The organism is Streptomyces sp. IBSBF 3136, assembly GCF_036815105.1.
Lineage (GTDB): Bacteria > Actinomycetota > Actinomycetes > Streptomycetales > Streptomycetaceae > Streptomyces.
The window spans coordinates 1-14,497 of the sequence record NZ_JAJSZC010000200.1 but is presented as its reverse complement, the minus strand read 5'-3'; the positions used below and the strand labels follow the sequence as shown (position 1 = coordinate 14,497).

At 71.4% G+C, this 14,497-nt stretch carries 12 protein-coding genes; 5 read left to right on the top strand and 7 right to left on the bottom strand.

The genetic code is table 11. From position 1 onward, the window contains the following. Nucleotides 1-87: 87 nt before the first annotated feature. On the bottom strand, nt 88-615 hold the full coding sequence (locus V7E45_RS31410) for an isochorismatase family protein (protein ID WP_333777621.1): 528 nt from the start codon (nt 613-615) through the stop codon (nt 88-90). A 337-nt stretch (nt 616-952) separates the two neighbouring features. On the opposite strand from V7E45_RS31410, the gene V7E45_RS31405 reads away from it, so the two are divergent. Beyond that, complete coding sequence (locus tag V7E45_RS31405; protein ID WP_333777620.1) at nt 953-2,830, top strand: sialidase family protein; 1,878 nt, start codon at nt 953-955, stop codon at nt 2,828-2,830. A gap of 42 nt (nt 2,831-2,872) precedes the next feature. Here V7E45_RS31405 and V7E45_RS31400 read toward each other — a convergent pair whose 3' ends face one another. Further along, nucleotides 2,873-3,907, bottom strand: a complete 1,035-nt coding sequence (locus V7E45_RS31400) for a bile acid:sodium symporter family protein (RefSeq protein WP_333777619.1) — start codon at nt 3,905-3,907, stop codon at nt 2,873-2,875. A 200-nt stretch (nt 3,908-4,107) separates the two neighbouring features. Between V7E45_RS31400 and V7E45_RS31395 the strand changes: the two genes are divergently transcribed. The 3 genes from V7E45_RS31395 (at nt 4,108) to V7E45_RS31385 (ending at nt 7,996) form a co-directional block, all read left to right on the top strand. After that, nucleotides 4,108-5,013 carry a LysR substrate-binding domain-containing protein gene (locus V7E45_RS31395; protein WP_333777618.1) on the top strand — a complete coding sequence of 302 codons (906 nt, stop codon included), beginning with the start codon at nt 4,108-4,110 and terminating at the stop codon, nt 5,011-5,013. A gap of 230 nt (nt 5,014-5,243) precedes the next feature. Beyond that, nucleotides 5,244-7,070, top strand: coding sequence for an AMP-dependent synthetase/ligase (locus V7E45_RS31390; protein ID WP_333777617.1), 1,827 nt, complete (start codon nt 5,244-5,246; stop codon nt 7,068-7,070). An 89-nt stretch (nt 7,071-7,159) separates the two neighbouring features. After that, a complete protein-coding gene (locus V7E45_RS31385) occupies nt 7,160-7,996 on the top strand; it encodes an aldo/keto reductase (protein WP_333777616.1) in 837 nt (278 codons plus the stop codon). Nucleotides 7,997-8,205: 209 nt separating this feature from the next. Here the strand turns inward: V7E45_RS31385 and V7E45_RS31380 are convergent, their stop codons facing one another. Next, nucleotides 8,206-8,841, bottom strand: a complete 636-nt coding sequence (locus tag V7E45_RS31380; protein WP_333777615.1) for a hypothetical protein — start codon at nt 8,839-8,841, stop codon at nt 8,206-8,208. A gap of 141 nt (nt 8,842-8,982) precedes the next feature. Between V7E45_RS31380 and V7E45_RS31375 the strand changes: the two genes are divergently transcribed. Beyond that, nucleotides 8,983-9,678, top strand: coding sequence for a glycoside hydrolase family 75 protein (locus V7E45_RS31375; protein ID WP_333777614.1), 696 nt, complete (start codon nt 8,983-8,985; stop codon nt 9,676-9,678). Nucleotides 9,679-9,691: 13 nt separating this feature from the next. Here the strand turns inward: V7E45_RS31375 and V7E45_RS31370 are convergent, their stop codons facing one another. From V7E45_RS31370 to V7E45_RS31355, 4 genes are all read right to left on the bottom strand, one after another. Then, nucleotides 9,692-10,393 (bottom strand): SDR family oxidoreductase, encoded by a 702-nt coding sequence (locus V7E45_RS31370; RefSeq protein ID WP_333777613.1) that lies wholly within the window; start codon nt 10,391-10,393, stop codon nt 9,692-9,694. A gap of 122 nt (nt 10,394-10,515) precedes the next feature. Next, a complete protein-coding gene (locus V7E45_RS31365) occupies nt 10,516-11,535 on the bottom strand; it encodes a class I SAM-dependent methyltransferase (protein WP_333777612.1) in 1,020 nt (339 codons plus the stop codon). Between the two features lie 174 nt (nt 11,536-11,709). Continuing rightward, a complete protein-coding gene (locus tag V7E45_RS31360) occupies nt 11,710-13,440 on the bottom strand; it encodes a glycoside hydrolase family 6 protein (RefSeq protein WP_333777611.1) in 1,731 nt (576 codons plus the stop codon). 31 nt (nt 13,441-13,471) lie between these two features. Further along, nucleotides 13,472-14,497: glycoside hydrolase family 5 protein (locus V7E45_RS31355; protein WP_333777610.1), on the bottom strand; the 1,026-nt coding region annotated here is incomplete at its 5' end.

Genomic DNA, 14,497 nt, shown 5'->3' with positions numbered 1-14,497 from the left:
CGGGGGCACCGGGGGCGGGGCGGCGGAAGGCGCCCGCCGCGGGCGAGGAGTGCCGCCCGCGCCGCCGGGACGCCGCCGCGTGCGCGCTCAGTCGCGGGCGAAGGTGAGGTCCGCGGCGCTCACCACGGTGCCCAGCCGGGGGAAGTCCAGACGGACGGACGCCTCGTGCTCGGGGGCGGTGAGAGCGGCCATGGCGTCCTCGACGAAGACCAGGTCGTAGCCGAGGTCGGCGGCGGCCCTGGCGGTGGACTCGACGCCGAGGTTGGTGGCGATGCCGCCGAAGACCAGGGTGCGGATGCCGCGTTCACGCAGCCGTTCGTCGAGTTCCGTGCCCTGGAAGCCGCCGACGGTGCGCTTGACCACCTCCAGGTCGCCCTCCCGGCAGAGCCCCGCCACCAGCCCGCTGCCGGGCGGCTGTTCGGGGACCGAGGGGCGTTCGACCCGGATGAGGACGACGGGGGCGCCGGCGCCGCGGAAGGCGGCCGCGAGGTGCTCGGCGGTGGCCAGTACGTCGGTGCCCTTGCGGGGTTCGAGGGGCAGCGCGACGACGCGGTCCATCAGGTCGACGAGGACGAGTGCGGTGCGCTGCGGATCGAGCACGGGAGCTGCGGTCATGACGGAACGTTAGCCGCCGTCGGCCGTCCGTGGCGGAAATCCGGATCAACAGGCGTGTGAACTGATCGCGTTCGGCGGTCGTCGGCGGTGCGAGCGGTTCGTCGTCGGCCCGGCGGGCGGCCTTCTCGGCCGATTCCGGGAAGGTGGCACCGCGGCCCTGAACCGGCGCGCTCCGTGCGGTGCACGCTTCTTGTGGGGTGCCGGAGCCGCAACTACCGTCTTGTGAACGGACATCGGACGTGGGATGTCCGGAAGTCCGGATGTCCGTATCCGTGCCGGTTCCCGGGTCCGTCTCATGTCCGTCCGGATGTCCGGCCGACGAAGGGCAGGTCGCTCCGTGCCGTCAGGTCTTCGCGCCCGTCTCGGATCCGTGCTGGTCACCGCCCTCAGCACGGCGGCGCTGGTCGTGCTCCCGCTCGCCTCACCTCACCCGGCACACGCGCGCCCCGACGCCGCCGCGCCCGGCTTCGAGCAGCAGGTTCTCTTCAGGGCGTCCCAGGACCCCGGATACGCCTGCTTCCGCATCCCGGCGGTCGTGCGGACCGGGGACGGCACGCTGCTGGCGTTCGCCGAGGGGCGGGTGCTGAACTGCGGGGACGCGGCGGACATCGACATCGTCGTCAAGCGCTCCACCGACGGCGGCCGCACCTGGGGCCCGCTGCGGGTGGTCAACGAGGGCGCGGGCGACACGCACGGCAACCCGGCGCCCTTGGTGGACCGGGAGACCGGCCGGATCTGGCTGGCGGAGACGTACAACACCGGCCGTACGGACAGCGCGAGCTGCTCGGTGCCCTGCGACCGCACCCCGCACCTGCAGTACAGCGACGACGACGGGGAGACCTGGTCGGCGCCGCGCGACCTGAGCCCCGAGATCCTGCCCGCCGACTGGAACTCCTGGTACGCGACCGGTCCGGTGCACGGCATCCAGCTCAGCCGCGGCCGGTACGCCGGACGGCTGGTCTTCGGCGTCAACACCGAGACCTGGGACGGCAGCCGGGTCACCGCCAACCACGCCGCGCTCGTCGTCAGCGACGACCACGGCGGCCACTGGCGGATCGGTGCCACCGACACCTGGCCCGTCGCCGCCGACGGCACCTTCCGGCAGAAGCCCTCCGAGCTGACCCTCACCGAACGCGCGGACGGCTCGGTCCTGGTCAGCGGCCGCGAGCAGGACGGCACCGACCTCGGCCACCGCACTCAGGCCGTCAGCCGGGACGGCGGCGGCAGCTTCACCGCCCCCTTCCGCGGCCTGCCGGATCTCTACACCCCGCAGGTGCAGGGCTCGATACTGCGCCTGGGCGACCGGATCCTGCTCTCCTGCCCCGCCGACCCCGACCGGCGCCGTACGATGATGATCCGGTCCTCCTACGACGGCGGCCGCACCTGGGACAGCGTGGACCGCGGCACGGTCGTCACCACCGACTGGTCCGGCTACTCCGATCTGGTGCGCGCCGACCACGACACCGTGGGCCTGCTGTACGAGGGCGGGGCGGTCGACGCGCGCGACGAGATCCGTTTCGCCCGCTTCACCGAGGACTGGCTGGCACCGCGCCGCGGCCCCGACCCGCGCACCGCCGACCTCGCCCCGCACGCCCGCCCGGCCGCGGTGCTCGGCGGCGCCCGGGAGACGGACGGCGTGTCCGGTGGCGCGCTGGAGTTCGACGGCACCGACGACGCCGTGCGCCTGCCGTACCGGCCGGGGCTGCCGCTGGGCAGCGGGGACTTCACCGCGTCCCTGTGGTTCCGGTACACGGCCGGCACCGGGGAGCAGCCCCTGTTGTGGATGGGCGGTGTCGGCACCTCCCAGCCGCAGGTCTGGGTGCGCGGCGAGCCGGCGAACCACCGTCTCCAGGCGCTCATCACGGTGCGTGACGGCGCGGCCGCGCCGCAGACGGCGTACGTGCGTACCGCCGACGCCTACAACGACGGTGTGTGGCACCACCTGGTGCTGCGCCGGTCGGCGGACGGGCTGTCGTTGACCGTCGACGGTATACGGTCGACCGTCGCCGGTGTACCGGGCTCCGTCAGCCGTAACTCACCCTTCGGGGTACACGTCGGCCAGCGCGTCGACAGCCGGGCCTTCTTCACCGGCGCGATCGACGACGTGCACGTGTGGGACCGGGCGCTGACCGACGAGGAGCTGTCCGACCCGAAGGCGCCGCCGTTCCTCAAGGACACCGTGCTGTGGCTCCCGCTGGACCGGGTCGCCGGCTGACGCCGTTCGGGCCGAGCGCGTCTCAGCGGTTCCGGGGCGGTCTCAGCGGGAGCCGGTGCCGGCCGCGGTGCGGGACGCCGCGGCCGGCCCGGCGGGTTCCCCGGCCGCCTCCGGGTCGCGGGCGCGCCGCTTGGCGATGACCGCGCAGACCATGAGCTGCATCTGGTGGAAGAGCATCAGCGGCAGCACGGCCAGGGAGGCGTGCGCGCCGAACAGGACGCTGGCCATCGGCAGACCGGAGGCCAGGGACTTCTTGGAGCCGGCGAACTGGATGGCGATCCGGTCCTCACGGGGGAAGCCGAGCATCCTGCCGCCGTACCAGGTCAGGGCGAGCATGACGGCCAGCAGGACGGCTTCGACGCCGAGCAGCGCGCCGAGCCGGGCGGGGCTGACCTGGTGCCAGATCCCCCGGGTCATGCCCTCGCTGAACGCGGTGTAGACGACCAGCAGGATGGAGCCGCGGTCCACGAGGCCGAGGACCTTCTTGTGCCGGGCGACGAAGCCGCCGATCCAGCGGCGCAGCACCTGTCCGGCGAGGAACGGCACCAGCAGCTGGAGCACGATCTTGACGAGGGAGTCGGTGGAGAACCCGCCGCCGCTGCCGCCCAGCAGCACGGCCGCGAGCAGCGGGGTGACGAGGATGCCGACCAGGGAGGAGAAGGAGCCCGCGCAGATGGCGGCGGGCACGTTTCCGCGGGCGATCGAGGTGAACGCGATCGACGACTGGATGGTGGACGGCACCAGGGTCAGGAAGAGCAGTCCCTGGTACAGCGGCTGGGTCAGCACCTCCGGCACCAGGCCGCGGGCGGCCAGGCCGAGCACGGGGAAGACGAGGAAGGTGCAGGCCAGGACGGTGAGGTGGAGCCGCCAGTGCCGTAGGCCGTCGATGGCCTCGCGGGTGGAGAGCCGGGCGCCGTAGAGGAAGAAGAGGAAGGCGATCGCGGCGGTGGACGCCCCGGAGGCCACGTCGGCGCCGGTGCCGTGGGCCGGGAAGAGCGCCGCGAGGCCCACGGTGCCGAGCAGCAGCACGATGTAGGGGTCGACCGGCATCCAGCTCGGCCAGCGCAGGCGTTTCACGGTGCTCCACTCGTGTTCTTCGGGTTAGTGTCCGTCGGTTCGGTTCGCGCACGTCGGCTCGGCCTCGGCTCGGCCCGCCGGGTCCGGACGGGCGGCCCCGGAGGCCCCCTCCATGGTCCTCCGCCGCATGTCGATCGGGAATCCGGCATACCACTCTGACTGTCATCGCGTTCCGTGATGACCGGCGCTAGGCTGCGAGCGTGTACGACCCCACGCATCTGCGCACGTTCCTGGCGGTGGCGCAGACGCTCAGCTTCACGCAGGCCGCCCGGCGGCTCGGCCTGCGCCAGTCGACGGTCAGCCAGCACGTGCGCCGGCTGGAGGACGCGGCCGGCCGCCGGCTGTTCCTGCGGGACACGCACGCGGTGGAGCTGACCGAGGACGGCGAGGCCATGCTGGGCTTCGCCCGCAGGCTGCTGGAGGTGCACGAGCAGGCGACCGCCTTCTTCACCGGCACCCGGGTGCGGGGGCGGCTGCGCTTCGGCGCGTCGGAGGACTTCGTGCTGACCCGCCTGCCGGAGATTCTGGAGGGGTTCCGGCACGACCATCCCGAGGTCGATCTGGAGCTGACGGTGGAGCTGTCCGGCACCCTGCACGAGCAGCTGGCGGCGGGGAAGCTGGACCTGGTGCTGGCCAAGCGGCGGCTCGAGGACCCGCGCGGTGAGCTGGTGTGGCGCGACGACCTGGTGTGGATCGGCTCCGGGCACCTGCGCCTGGAGGCCGGCCGGCCGGTGCCGCTGATCGTGTACCCGCCGCCCGGCATCACCCGGGCGCGGGCCCTCGAGGTGCTGGAGGAGCAGGGGCGGCCGTGGCGGATCGTGTGCACGAGCGGCAGTCTGAACGGGCTGATCGCCGCCGCGCGTGCCGGTCTCGGCGTGATGGCGCACTCCCGGCGGCTGATCCCGCCGGGGCTGTTCGCGGTGCCGGACCGTGCCGGGCTGCCCGAGCTGGGCAGGGTCGACTTCGTGCTGGTCCACGGGCGGCGCCCGGGTGCGGCGCAGGGCGCGGCGGACGCGCTGGCGTCTGCGATCCTGGCGGGCGGGGACCGGTTGCGTCCGGGGCAGCGGCAGGCGGCCGGCCTGCGCGGACAGGAGCATGGCCGGTAATCGGGTCGTACAGATTCGGTGGAGATTACGGCACCGAAACCTACTGACCCGTAAGTATTCTGTCCGACCCTTCCGTATGTGAGGGTATTTTCCGGCCGTCGGCCGGGGAGAAGGCGAGGTTTGCTCGGTTTCCTTACCTCTCCCGTCCGGCGAACGGGTGGGGTAGCTTTCACGGCGCTGAGCGGAGCACCACGGGCGTGACCGAAAAGCGAGGAAACGGGGAGCGAGGTTTGCGCGAGTTCACCACCCCTCCGTCGACGTCGGCGCCGCCGGTGGGCGGTCTGGCCGACGCCGTCTTCGAGCATGCCGAGCGGGACCCCCTGCACATCGCACTGGGCCGCAAGGACGACTCGGGGCAGTGGCGGGACGTGACCTCCGCCGAGTTCCGCGACGAGGTGCTCGCGCTGGCCAAGGGGCTGCTGGCCCGGGGCGTCCGCTTCGGCGACCGGGTCGCGATCATGTCCCGCACCCGTTACGAGTGGACCCTCTTCGACTTCGCGCTGTGGACGATCGGCGCCCAGGTGGTGCCGGTCTACCCGACGTCGTCGGCCGAGCAGTGCTTCTGGATGCTCTACGACGCGGAGGTGTCCGCGGCGATCGTGGAGCACGAGGACCACGCCATGACGATCGCGACCGTCATCGACCGGCTTCCGCGGCTGCGGGAGCTGTGGCAGCTGGACTCGGGCTGTGTGCAGGAGCTGTACGACGCGGGCGCGCACCTGGACGACGAGGTGGTCCACCGGCACCGGGAGGCGGTCACCCCCGAGTCGGTCGCCACGATCATCTACACCTCGGGCACCACCGGCCGGCCCAAGGGCTGTGTGATCTCGCACGGCAACTTCATGTTCGAGGCGGACACCGTCATCGAGCGGTGGGAGCCGGTGTTCCACTCCAAGAGGGGCGACGAGGCGTCCACCCTGCTGTTCCTGCCGCTGGCGCACGTCTTCGGGCGGATGGTGGAGGTCGCCACCGTCCGCGGCGGGGTGCGGCTCGGCCACCAGCCGCAGCTGAACGCCGCGGCCCTGCTGCCCGACCTCCAGGCCTTCCGGCCGACGTTCATCCTGGCGGTGCCGTACATCTTCGAGAAGGTGTTCAACGCCTCCCGCCGCAAGGCGGAGAAGGAGGGCAAGGGCGGGCCGTTCGAGAAGGCGGTCGACATCGCCGTGAAGTACGCCGACGCCGTCGAGGCCAAGGCCTGGGGCACCGGTCCGGGGCCGTCGGCGGCCCTGCGGATGCAGCACCAGCTGTTCGACAAGCTCGTGTATGCGAAAGTGCGCGCGGCGATGGGCGGCCGTATACGGAATGCGATGTCCGGCGGTTCGGCGATGGACCGCCGGCTGGGGCTGTTCTTCGCGGGCGCGGGCGTGCAGATCTACGAGGGCTACGGGCTGACCGAGTCGACGGCGGCGGCGACCGCCAACCCGCCCGAGCGCACCCGCTACGGCACCGTCGGGCAGGCCATCCCCGGCGTCACCGTGCACATCGCGGAGGACGGGGAGATCTGGCTGCACGGCGGCAACGTCTTCCAGGGCTACCTCAACAACCAGAAGGCGACCGACGCGACCCTGCACGACGGCTGGCTGGCCACCGGGGACCTCGGCGCCCTGGACGAGGACGGCTATTTGACGATCACCGGCCGCAAGAAGGAGATCCTGGTGACCTCCGGCGGCAAGAGCGTCTCGCCCGGTGTCCTGGAGGAGCGGGTCCGGGACCATCCGCTGGTCAACCAGTGCATCGTCGTCGGCAACGACCGGCCGTACATCGCGGCCCTGGTCACCCTGGACCAGGAGGCCGTCGAGCACTGGCTGCAGATGCGCGCCAAGCCCCGGCTGAGCCCGGCGCAGCTGGTGCGCGACGCGGATCTGGAGACGGAGGTGCGGCGCGCGGTCGTGGCCGCCAACACGCTCGTGTCGCAGGCCGAGTCGATCCGTACCTTCCGCATCCTGGCGCAGCCGTTCACCGAGGAGCACGGTCTGCTGACGCCGTCGCTGAAGCTGAAGCGGAAGGCGATCGAGAAGGCGTACGAGACCGAGGTCGAGGCCCTCTACCGGGCCTGACCGGAAACGCCCGGTCCGGAATGCATCGGGGCCCGTGATCGTTGACCATGGGAGTAGCAGCTGTCGACAACCGAAGGATCAACGAGCTCGTGAGCAGCAAGGTTCCCCCGATCATCCTCAACAACGGTGTCGAGATGCCCCAGCTGGGCTTCGGCGTCTGGCAGGTGCCGGACGACGAGGCCGAGCGGACCGTGGCCAAGGCGCTCGAGGCCGGGTACCGCAGCATCGACACGGCGGCGATCTACGGCAACGAAGAGGGCACCGGCAAGGCCATCGCGGCTTCCGGTCTGCCCCGCGAGGACGTCTTCGTCACCACCAAGCTCTGGAACGGCGACCAGGGGTACGACTCCACGCTGCGCGCGTTCGACGCGTCGCTGGAGAAGCTGGGTCTCGACTACGTGGACCTGTACCTGATCCACTGGCCGCTGCCGTCCCGTGGCCTGTACACCGACACCTACAAGGCGTTCGAGAAGCTGTACGCCGACGGCCGGGCCAAGGCCATCGGCGTGTCCAACTTCCTCCCCGAGCACCTGCTCCGGCTGATCGAGGAGACCTCGGTCGTGCCGGCGGTCAACCAGATCGAGCTGCACCCGCACCTGCAGCAGGACGTGGCGCGGGAGCTGCACGCCGAGCAGGGCGTCGCGACCGAGGCGTGGTCGCCGCTCGGCCAGGGCAAGGGGCTCCTCGAGGTGCCGGCGATCGTCGCGATCGCGCAGAAGCACGGTCGTACCCCGGCGCAGGTCGTGCTGCGCTGGCACCTTCAGCTGGGCAACGTGGTGATCCCGAAGTCCGTGACGCCGTCGCGGATCGAGGAGAACATCGCGGTGTTCGACTTCAGCCTGGACGACGAGGACCTCGCGGCGATCCGCGCGCTGAACGAGGACCGGCGTCTGGGTCCGGACCCGGCCACGTTCGACGTGAGCTGATTTTCCGCCAGTCCGTCCGCCCCATCGCCCGAGCGGTGGGGCGGCGGCTGTCCGCGCACCTTCGCGGGGGGCGGACGCTGAGGGCCGTGGGGCCGACCGCTGAGCCGGGGCCGACCGCCGCGTCCCGGGGAGCCGATCGCTGAGCCCGGGCCCGACCGCCGCGTCCCGGGGGCGGGCGGTGGTCCGCCGTGCGGTGCCGTGCGGCGGGGTCAGTCGAGGTGACCGTCCGCGTGCACGACCTCGAACTCCTCCAGTCCGACGACGCGTACGTGCGCCTTGGCCGCGCCCTCGTGGCGGGCCGCCGCCTGGCCGCCCCGGGAGGCGGCCATGGAGTCGCGGTCGGTGAAGAGGATGCCGACGCGGCCGGTGCCGTGCTCACGGTCGACGAGCAGGACGGCCCTGGCCACGCCGGGCAGGGTCTCGTAGCGCGGGAGCGCGGACGAGCGGAAGGTGTCGGCGAACAGATCGGCGTCCGCGGGGTCGAACTCGACCCGGGTGACGCTCAGTCCGCCGCCCACCCGGGGCGCCTGGACGGAGTGGCGGACGACCGCCTCGAAGTTCTCCACCGTCAGCGTGCCCGCGAACGGTCCCAGCATCGAGGCACGGTGCTCGCGCATCACCATGTCGCTGCTGTGCCGCTGCTGCGGGGTGTCCCACTGGCTCACCCCGAGGAGTTTGCCGAGCTCCCGGTCGACGAAGACACCGGCTCCGCGGTAGCCCGGCCGTTCTTCGAGCAGGTCGCGGCCCTCGCTGTTCAGGGCTCTGACGGCCGTGTCGATCTTCGTGGGGTCGCCGGTCACGTAGATGGTCCGCACGAACATGGCATTCGCCTCCCAGTTCGACATGACCAGTTTCCCCCGTGGACAAATCCGCGCAAACGGCGCAGCGATCGCGCGTTCGCCGCGAGGGCTTGACGGGGACATGCACATGGGGCCACCTTGTACGGCACCGGTAAGGAAACTTTCCTAACAGAAGGGTCCCCCACAGTGCGCTTTCGAACACTGACCCTCACCGCGGCTTCCGGAGCCGCCCTCCTCGCCGCCGGAGTGCTCCCCGCCCACGCCTCCGGCACGTCCGCACCCGCATCCGCCCAGGAGGGCTCGGTCAGCGCGGCCGACCTGCTCGCCAAGGTGACGTCCTGTTCGCAGATCTCCAGCGGCAAGTACAAGACCGACGACGAGACCTCGGCCACGGTCCCCGTCTGCGGCAAGAACGGCGCGGTCTTCTGGAAGGCCGACATGGACATCGACTGCGACGGCCAGCGCACCACCAACTGCAACGAGAACCGCGACCCCTGGTACCAGGACGACACCGCGTTCCACCAGTCCGACGGCAAGCCGCTGAAGGCCGAGTCCCTGCCGTACGTCGTGGTGCCCAGCTCCAGCAGCATCTGGAACTACTCCGGCGCGGGCATCAAGGGCGGTGGCGTGGTCGCCGTCATCTACAACAACAAGGTGGAGTACGCCGTCGTCGGCGACACCGGCCCCACGAAGATCATCGGCGAGGCCTCGTACGCCACCGCCAAGGCCCTCGGCATCGACCCCGACCCGGCCACCGGCGGGGTCGACTCCGGCGTGACGTACATCCTGTTCAAGAACTCCAAGGTCTCCCCCATCGAGAGCCACAGCGCGGCCGTCTCCCTCGGGGACCAGCTGGCCAAGCAGTTCCTGCAGAACAACTGATCAGGCGGTCGCGTCAGTTGGGCTGGCCCAGCGGACGCACCACCACGGTGTTGACGTCGACCCCGGCCGGCTGCCGGATCGCCCAGACCACCGAGTCGGCGATCTGGTCCGCGGTCAGGAGGTGCCCCGGGGGCAGGCTGCCGTAGCTGTCCCAGAACGGGGTCTCCACCCGGCCGGGGGCGACCAGCGTGACCCCGACGCCGAACTCGGTGACCTGGCGCCGGGTGTTCTCGGCGAGACCGGTCACCGCCCACTTGGTGGCGCCGTAGAGGTTGCCGGGCGTGGGGACGAAGCCGGCGACGCTGCCGATGAGCACGATCCGGCCGCGGGTCTCCTTCAGCGCGTCGACGGCAGCCCGGATGAGCAGGGCGGGACCGAGGACGTTGGTGAGGACCATCTCGGTCCAGCCCGCCGGATCACCGTCGGCCACCGAGTCGTGCGTGGCGGAGCCCGCGTTGGCGACGACGGTGTCCAGCCGGCCGAATGTCTTCGATGTACGGTCGACCGCATCCTGCACATCGTCGAACGACGACGCGCTGCCGACGACCGTCAGCAGGCCCTCGGGATTCCCCAGGCCGTCGGCGAACTCCCGCAGCCTGCGCTCCCCGCGACCGGTGACGGTGACCCGGTGGCCGGCGTCCAGCAGCTGCCGGGCCACGGCGGCGCCGATGCCACTGCCACCACCGGTGATGAGTGCGACCGGAGCGTCGTTCATGTCTTCCCCCTGCGTGTCGGTGACTGCCGGGGAGTCCATCACTTGGAGAGTTCTCGAAGTCAAGTTCCGCCGCAGGAGCGATGGTTGCCGCCGCTCGCTCGTTCTCGCGCGCGTCCGGCGGGTTAGCGGGGGCGCACCGCCGTGTGGACCGTGTACGCGCTCAGCACGAAGACGTCCGGTCTGCGGTGCAGGCTCGCCGGGTCGGCCGGGTCCAGGAGGCGGTCCAGGGTGGCGAGGTCCTCGGGGTCCAGGTCCTCGGCGGCGATGTCGCGCATCCGGGTGAACAGGTCGGCGGCGTAGCCTAGGGCCCGTTCGGAGGCCGGGGCGGGCAGGTCGAGCAGGAAGCTTCGGGTGCCGGTGTGCCGGAGCCCGGCGGAGGTCAGCAGGGCCGACCAGTCCTCGGCCTCGGCGACCGAGCCGGGCAGGCCGGCCCGCATCCGGGCGAACCACTCCTCCTGCAGCGCGTCCAGGCGCGCCTGGAGGCCGGGCCGGCCGATGCCGATGTCGCGGGGCAGGAACCGGGAGGGCAGGCCGCCCTCGAGCAGGGCCAGGGTGCCGCCGGGGGCGAGGTGTGCGGCGAACGCGGCGAGCGCCGCGCGCTGGTCGCCGATGTGGTGCAGGCTGCGGCTGGCCCAGAGCAGGTCGGCGGGTCCGTCCAGTTCGTCCAGCACCTGGGGCAGCTCGCCGGTGAGGGTGGCGAAGCGGTCGGCCACGCCCTGCCGTGCGGCGCGGACGCGGGCCCGTTCCAGCAGCGGCCCCGTGCTGTCGACGGCCACGATCCGCGCCTTGGGGAACGTCTGGGCGAACAGGCAGGAGACGACGCCGGGGCCGCTGCCGGCGTCGACGATCAGTTCCGGCCCGGTCACCGCCTCGGCGAGCCAGGCCATGATCCGCTCGTGGACGGGGGCGAACAGCTCCGCCTGGGTCTCCAGATGGGGGCCCATCTCGCTCCAGTCGACGTCGGTGTCGCCGCCGTGCGCGTGGGTGTGGGCGTGGGCATGGACGGGCGTGTGCCGGTGCCCGGCCTCATGGGGCGCGGCCTCATGGGGCGCGGCCTCATGGGGCTCGTGCTGCCGGGGCTCTTGGTGGTGGGGCTCTTGGTGGTGGGGCTCTTGGTGGTGGGGCTCCTGGTCGTGCGCCATGGGGGTCAGCCTCTCCTCGGGATGCGGTCAGCGTGCGACGGCACACCGGGGGCGGGCCAGTGGTGTTGCGGGTACCGCAAAAAGGGGGATGCGGCGCGGCGGGGATCCGGGCGGCGGTCCGCCCGGGCCCGCCCCGGGGGCGGGCCCGTACCCCCCGGCCGCAAACGGCCGGGGTCAAGTTAGCGGCGGGTAGGCGTTCTGCATCAGCTGCTGGAACTGGGCGGAGAACCAGTGCCCGGACAGCGGGGCGTCGGGCAGGGCGCCGGAGAGGTTGTTGCCGTTGCGGGCGTTGCCCGTGTAGGTGGGGTCGCACATGCGGTCGAAGCCCTTGCCCTCGTTGTTGGCGATGGCGCTGCTGGAGCCGTCGGACTCCCCCGGGGGCTTCATCCACACGTAGGCGTCGATGCCGGCGGCCGGGCCGGCCTGCGGGCGTTCGCCGAGGCCCGCGCCGGACTGGTTGCACCAGTTGCCGATGTGGATGCGGCGGTCGTAGCGGCCGCCGTCGATGTAGGTGTCCACGCTGGTCTTGGGGCCGGGGCCGGCCGGGCGTGCGGTGCCGCCCCAGCCGTTGCGGGAGGTGTCGATCAGCATGCCGATGTCGGAGTTGAAGCCGACCGAGACGAGCTGGTTGCGGAAGGCCTGGGCGAAGGACTGCTCGTCGACGTAGCGGTTCCAGTCGACCCATTTCGACTGGCGGACCGTGGTGCCGTTGACGGTGTCGTCGACCGCGAAGTTGTTCTCCTTCAGGGCGCTGTAGTTGGCGGTGTTGGTGATGAAGCCCTGTACGTCGTCGACCGTCGCCCCCTCACTGGTGGCGGCCTGCTTGAACAGGGTCGCGGCCGGTCCGAAGTTGTCGTCCCAGCCGAGCCAGCCGTGGTGGCCGGCGTCGAGGTAGTTGTAGACGTTCGGGATGGCGCCGAGCTTGGCGAGGGCGTAGCCGACGCCCTTCACGTAGTTGCCGTTGGCGAGCATGGTGTCGCAGTTGGCGGTGGCGGTGGCGCGGCTGCCGGTGTTGGTGACGAGGTTGGGCAGCGAGTCGATCTCGATGGTGGTGACGATCCTCAGGGAGGCGTACTTCGGGTCGGCGAGGATGGCCGCGATCGGGTCGATGAACTGCGTCTTGTACTTGTCGATGTCGGTCGGGCCGAGTTCGCCGTTGGAGGCGAGCGCGGCGCAGTCGCGGCCCGGCAGGTCGTAGACGACGAGCTGGACGACCTCGTCGCTGCTGCCCTTCTGGGCAAGGGCCGCGTCCAGGTGGGCGCGCAGTCCCATGCCGCCGTTGACACCGTTGATCGCGGCGATGCGGTCGAGCCAGACACCGGTCGGCTGGTTGGAGACGCGGCTGCCGCCCGGCTCGGCGGCGGCCTTCGCCGACCACTCGGGGTTCACATACACCTTGGCGCCGGCGTACGGGTTGTCGACACGGGTGCCGGTGCCGCCCCCGCCGCCGTTCCCGCCGCCGCCTCCGCCGCCACCGCTGCCGCCGTCGTCGACGTTGCAGGTGACGCCGTCGAGGGTGAACGCGGTGGGGACGGCGTTGGTGCCGCTGTAGGAGCCGTTGAAGCCGAAGCTGACCGAACCGCCGGTGGCCAGGGTGCCGTTGTAGCTCTCGTTGGCGGCGGTGACGGCGGTGCCGCTCTGGCTGATCTTCGCGTTCCAGCCGCTGGTCACCTTCTGGTTGCCGGCGTACGACCACTTCACCGACCAACCCGACTTGGCGGCCGCGTTGTTGGTGATGGTCACGGCGGCGGTGAAGCCGGTGTCCCACTGGTTCTGCACCTTGTAGTCCACGGTGCAGGGGGTGGAGGCGGCCGCGGCGCCGGCCGGTGCGGCGGTGAGCGCCGTCCCGGACGCTCCGGCGACCAGCGCCAGGGCGGCGAGCAGTGACGTTCTGGTACGACTCATGAGTGCGGGTTCCTTCTGTCGTCCGTCGGATCTACGGGTTGAGGGCGCGCAGGTGGTCGCGCAGGCCGGTGCCGAACGCGGTGGGTGTGCCGTCGTAGCTGGAGATGAGGGACGGGCCGGAGGAGCAGTCCCAGGTGTTCCAGGTCCAGCCGAGGTAGGACAGGGCGTGGTCGTCGAGCCACTTCATGACCTGGTCGACGAACCCGTGCGCGCAGGTGTTCTCCCCGACCTCGCCGGCCACCAGCGGCACCTGGGCCGCGACCGGGGCGAGGCTGGAGTTCCAGCAACTCTCGTTGACGCAGGAGTTGAAGTTGTAGACGTGATAGGCGGCGGTGAGATTGCCCGCCGGGTCGGTGGGCCGGTAGGTGAGCCACTGGCTCAGGTCGTTCGAGTACGCCAGGCCGCCGGCCATGATCACGTTTTTGGCGCCGGCGTTCCGGATACTGTCGACGAGATCCTGCATACCGGCGACCTCGTACGGGATGCCGGGGCAGGTGCCGCCGTCCCGCCAGCACTTCCAGGCGTCGGTCGTGCTGGATGTCGCGCGGTCCGGGTACGGCTCGTTGAACAGGTCGAACACGGCCGCGTTGTCGTCCTTGAAAGTGCCGGCGACCGAGGACCAGAAGGACGGGGCGTACTGCATGTCGGGCATGGGTTTCTGGCAGCCGGCGTGGACGTCGGAGCAGCCGGCCGAGTTCCCGGTGTACTGGCCGTAGGACCAGTGCAGGTCGAGGATCGGGGTCAGGCCGTGGGCCTCGACGCGGGCCACGAGGTCCTTGACGGCGTTGATGTAGTTCGCGCCGCCGTACTCGGGTTTGATGTTGGACAGGCCGAGCCAGCATTCCTCGTTGAGGGGGATGCGGACCGCGTCGGCCTTCCAGTCGGCGATCGCCTTGATCGCGGCGTCGTCGACCGGGCCGTCCCAGATGCCGTGGCCCTGGACGCACATGAACTCGCCGCCGGAGCGGTTGACGCCGAGCAGCCGGCGGGTCCTGCCGGCCGTGTCCACGAGTCTGGTGCCCGAGACGTGCAGGGCGGGGGCTGTGCCGTCCGGGGG

What these genes read in the sequence shown, in the direction of transcription:
- V7E45_RS31410 (WP_333777621.1), bottom strand. Translation starts at nt 615, where the DNA reads ATGACCGCAGCTCCCGTGCTCGATCCGCAGCGCACCGCACTCGTCCTC.
- V7E45_RS31380 (WP_333777615.1), bottom strand. Translation starts at nt 8,841, where the DNA reads ATGTCGAACTGGGAGGCGAATGCCATGTTCGTGCGGACCATCTACGTG.
- V7E45_RS31370 (WP_333777613.1), bottom strand. Translation starts at nt 10,393, where the DNA reads ATGAACGACGCTCCGGTCGCACTCATCACCGGTGGTGGCAGTGGCATC.
- V7E45_RS31365 (WP_333777612.1), bottom strand. Translation starts at nt 11,535, where the DNA reads ATGGCGCACGACCAGGAGCCCCACCACCAAGAGCCCCACCACCAAGAG.
- V7E45_RS31360 (WP_333777611.1), bottom strand. Translation starts at nt 13,440, where the DNA reads ATGAGTCGTACCAGAACGTCACTGCTCGCCGCCCTGGCGCTGGTCGCC.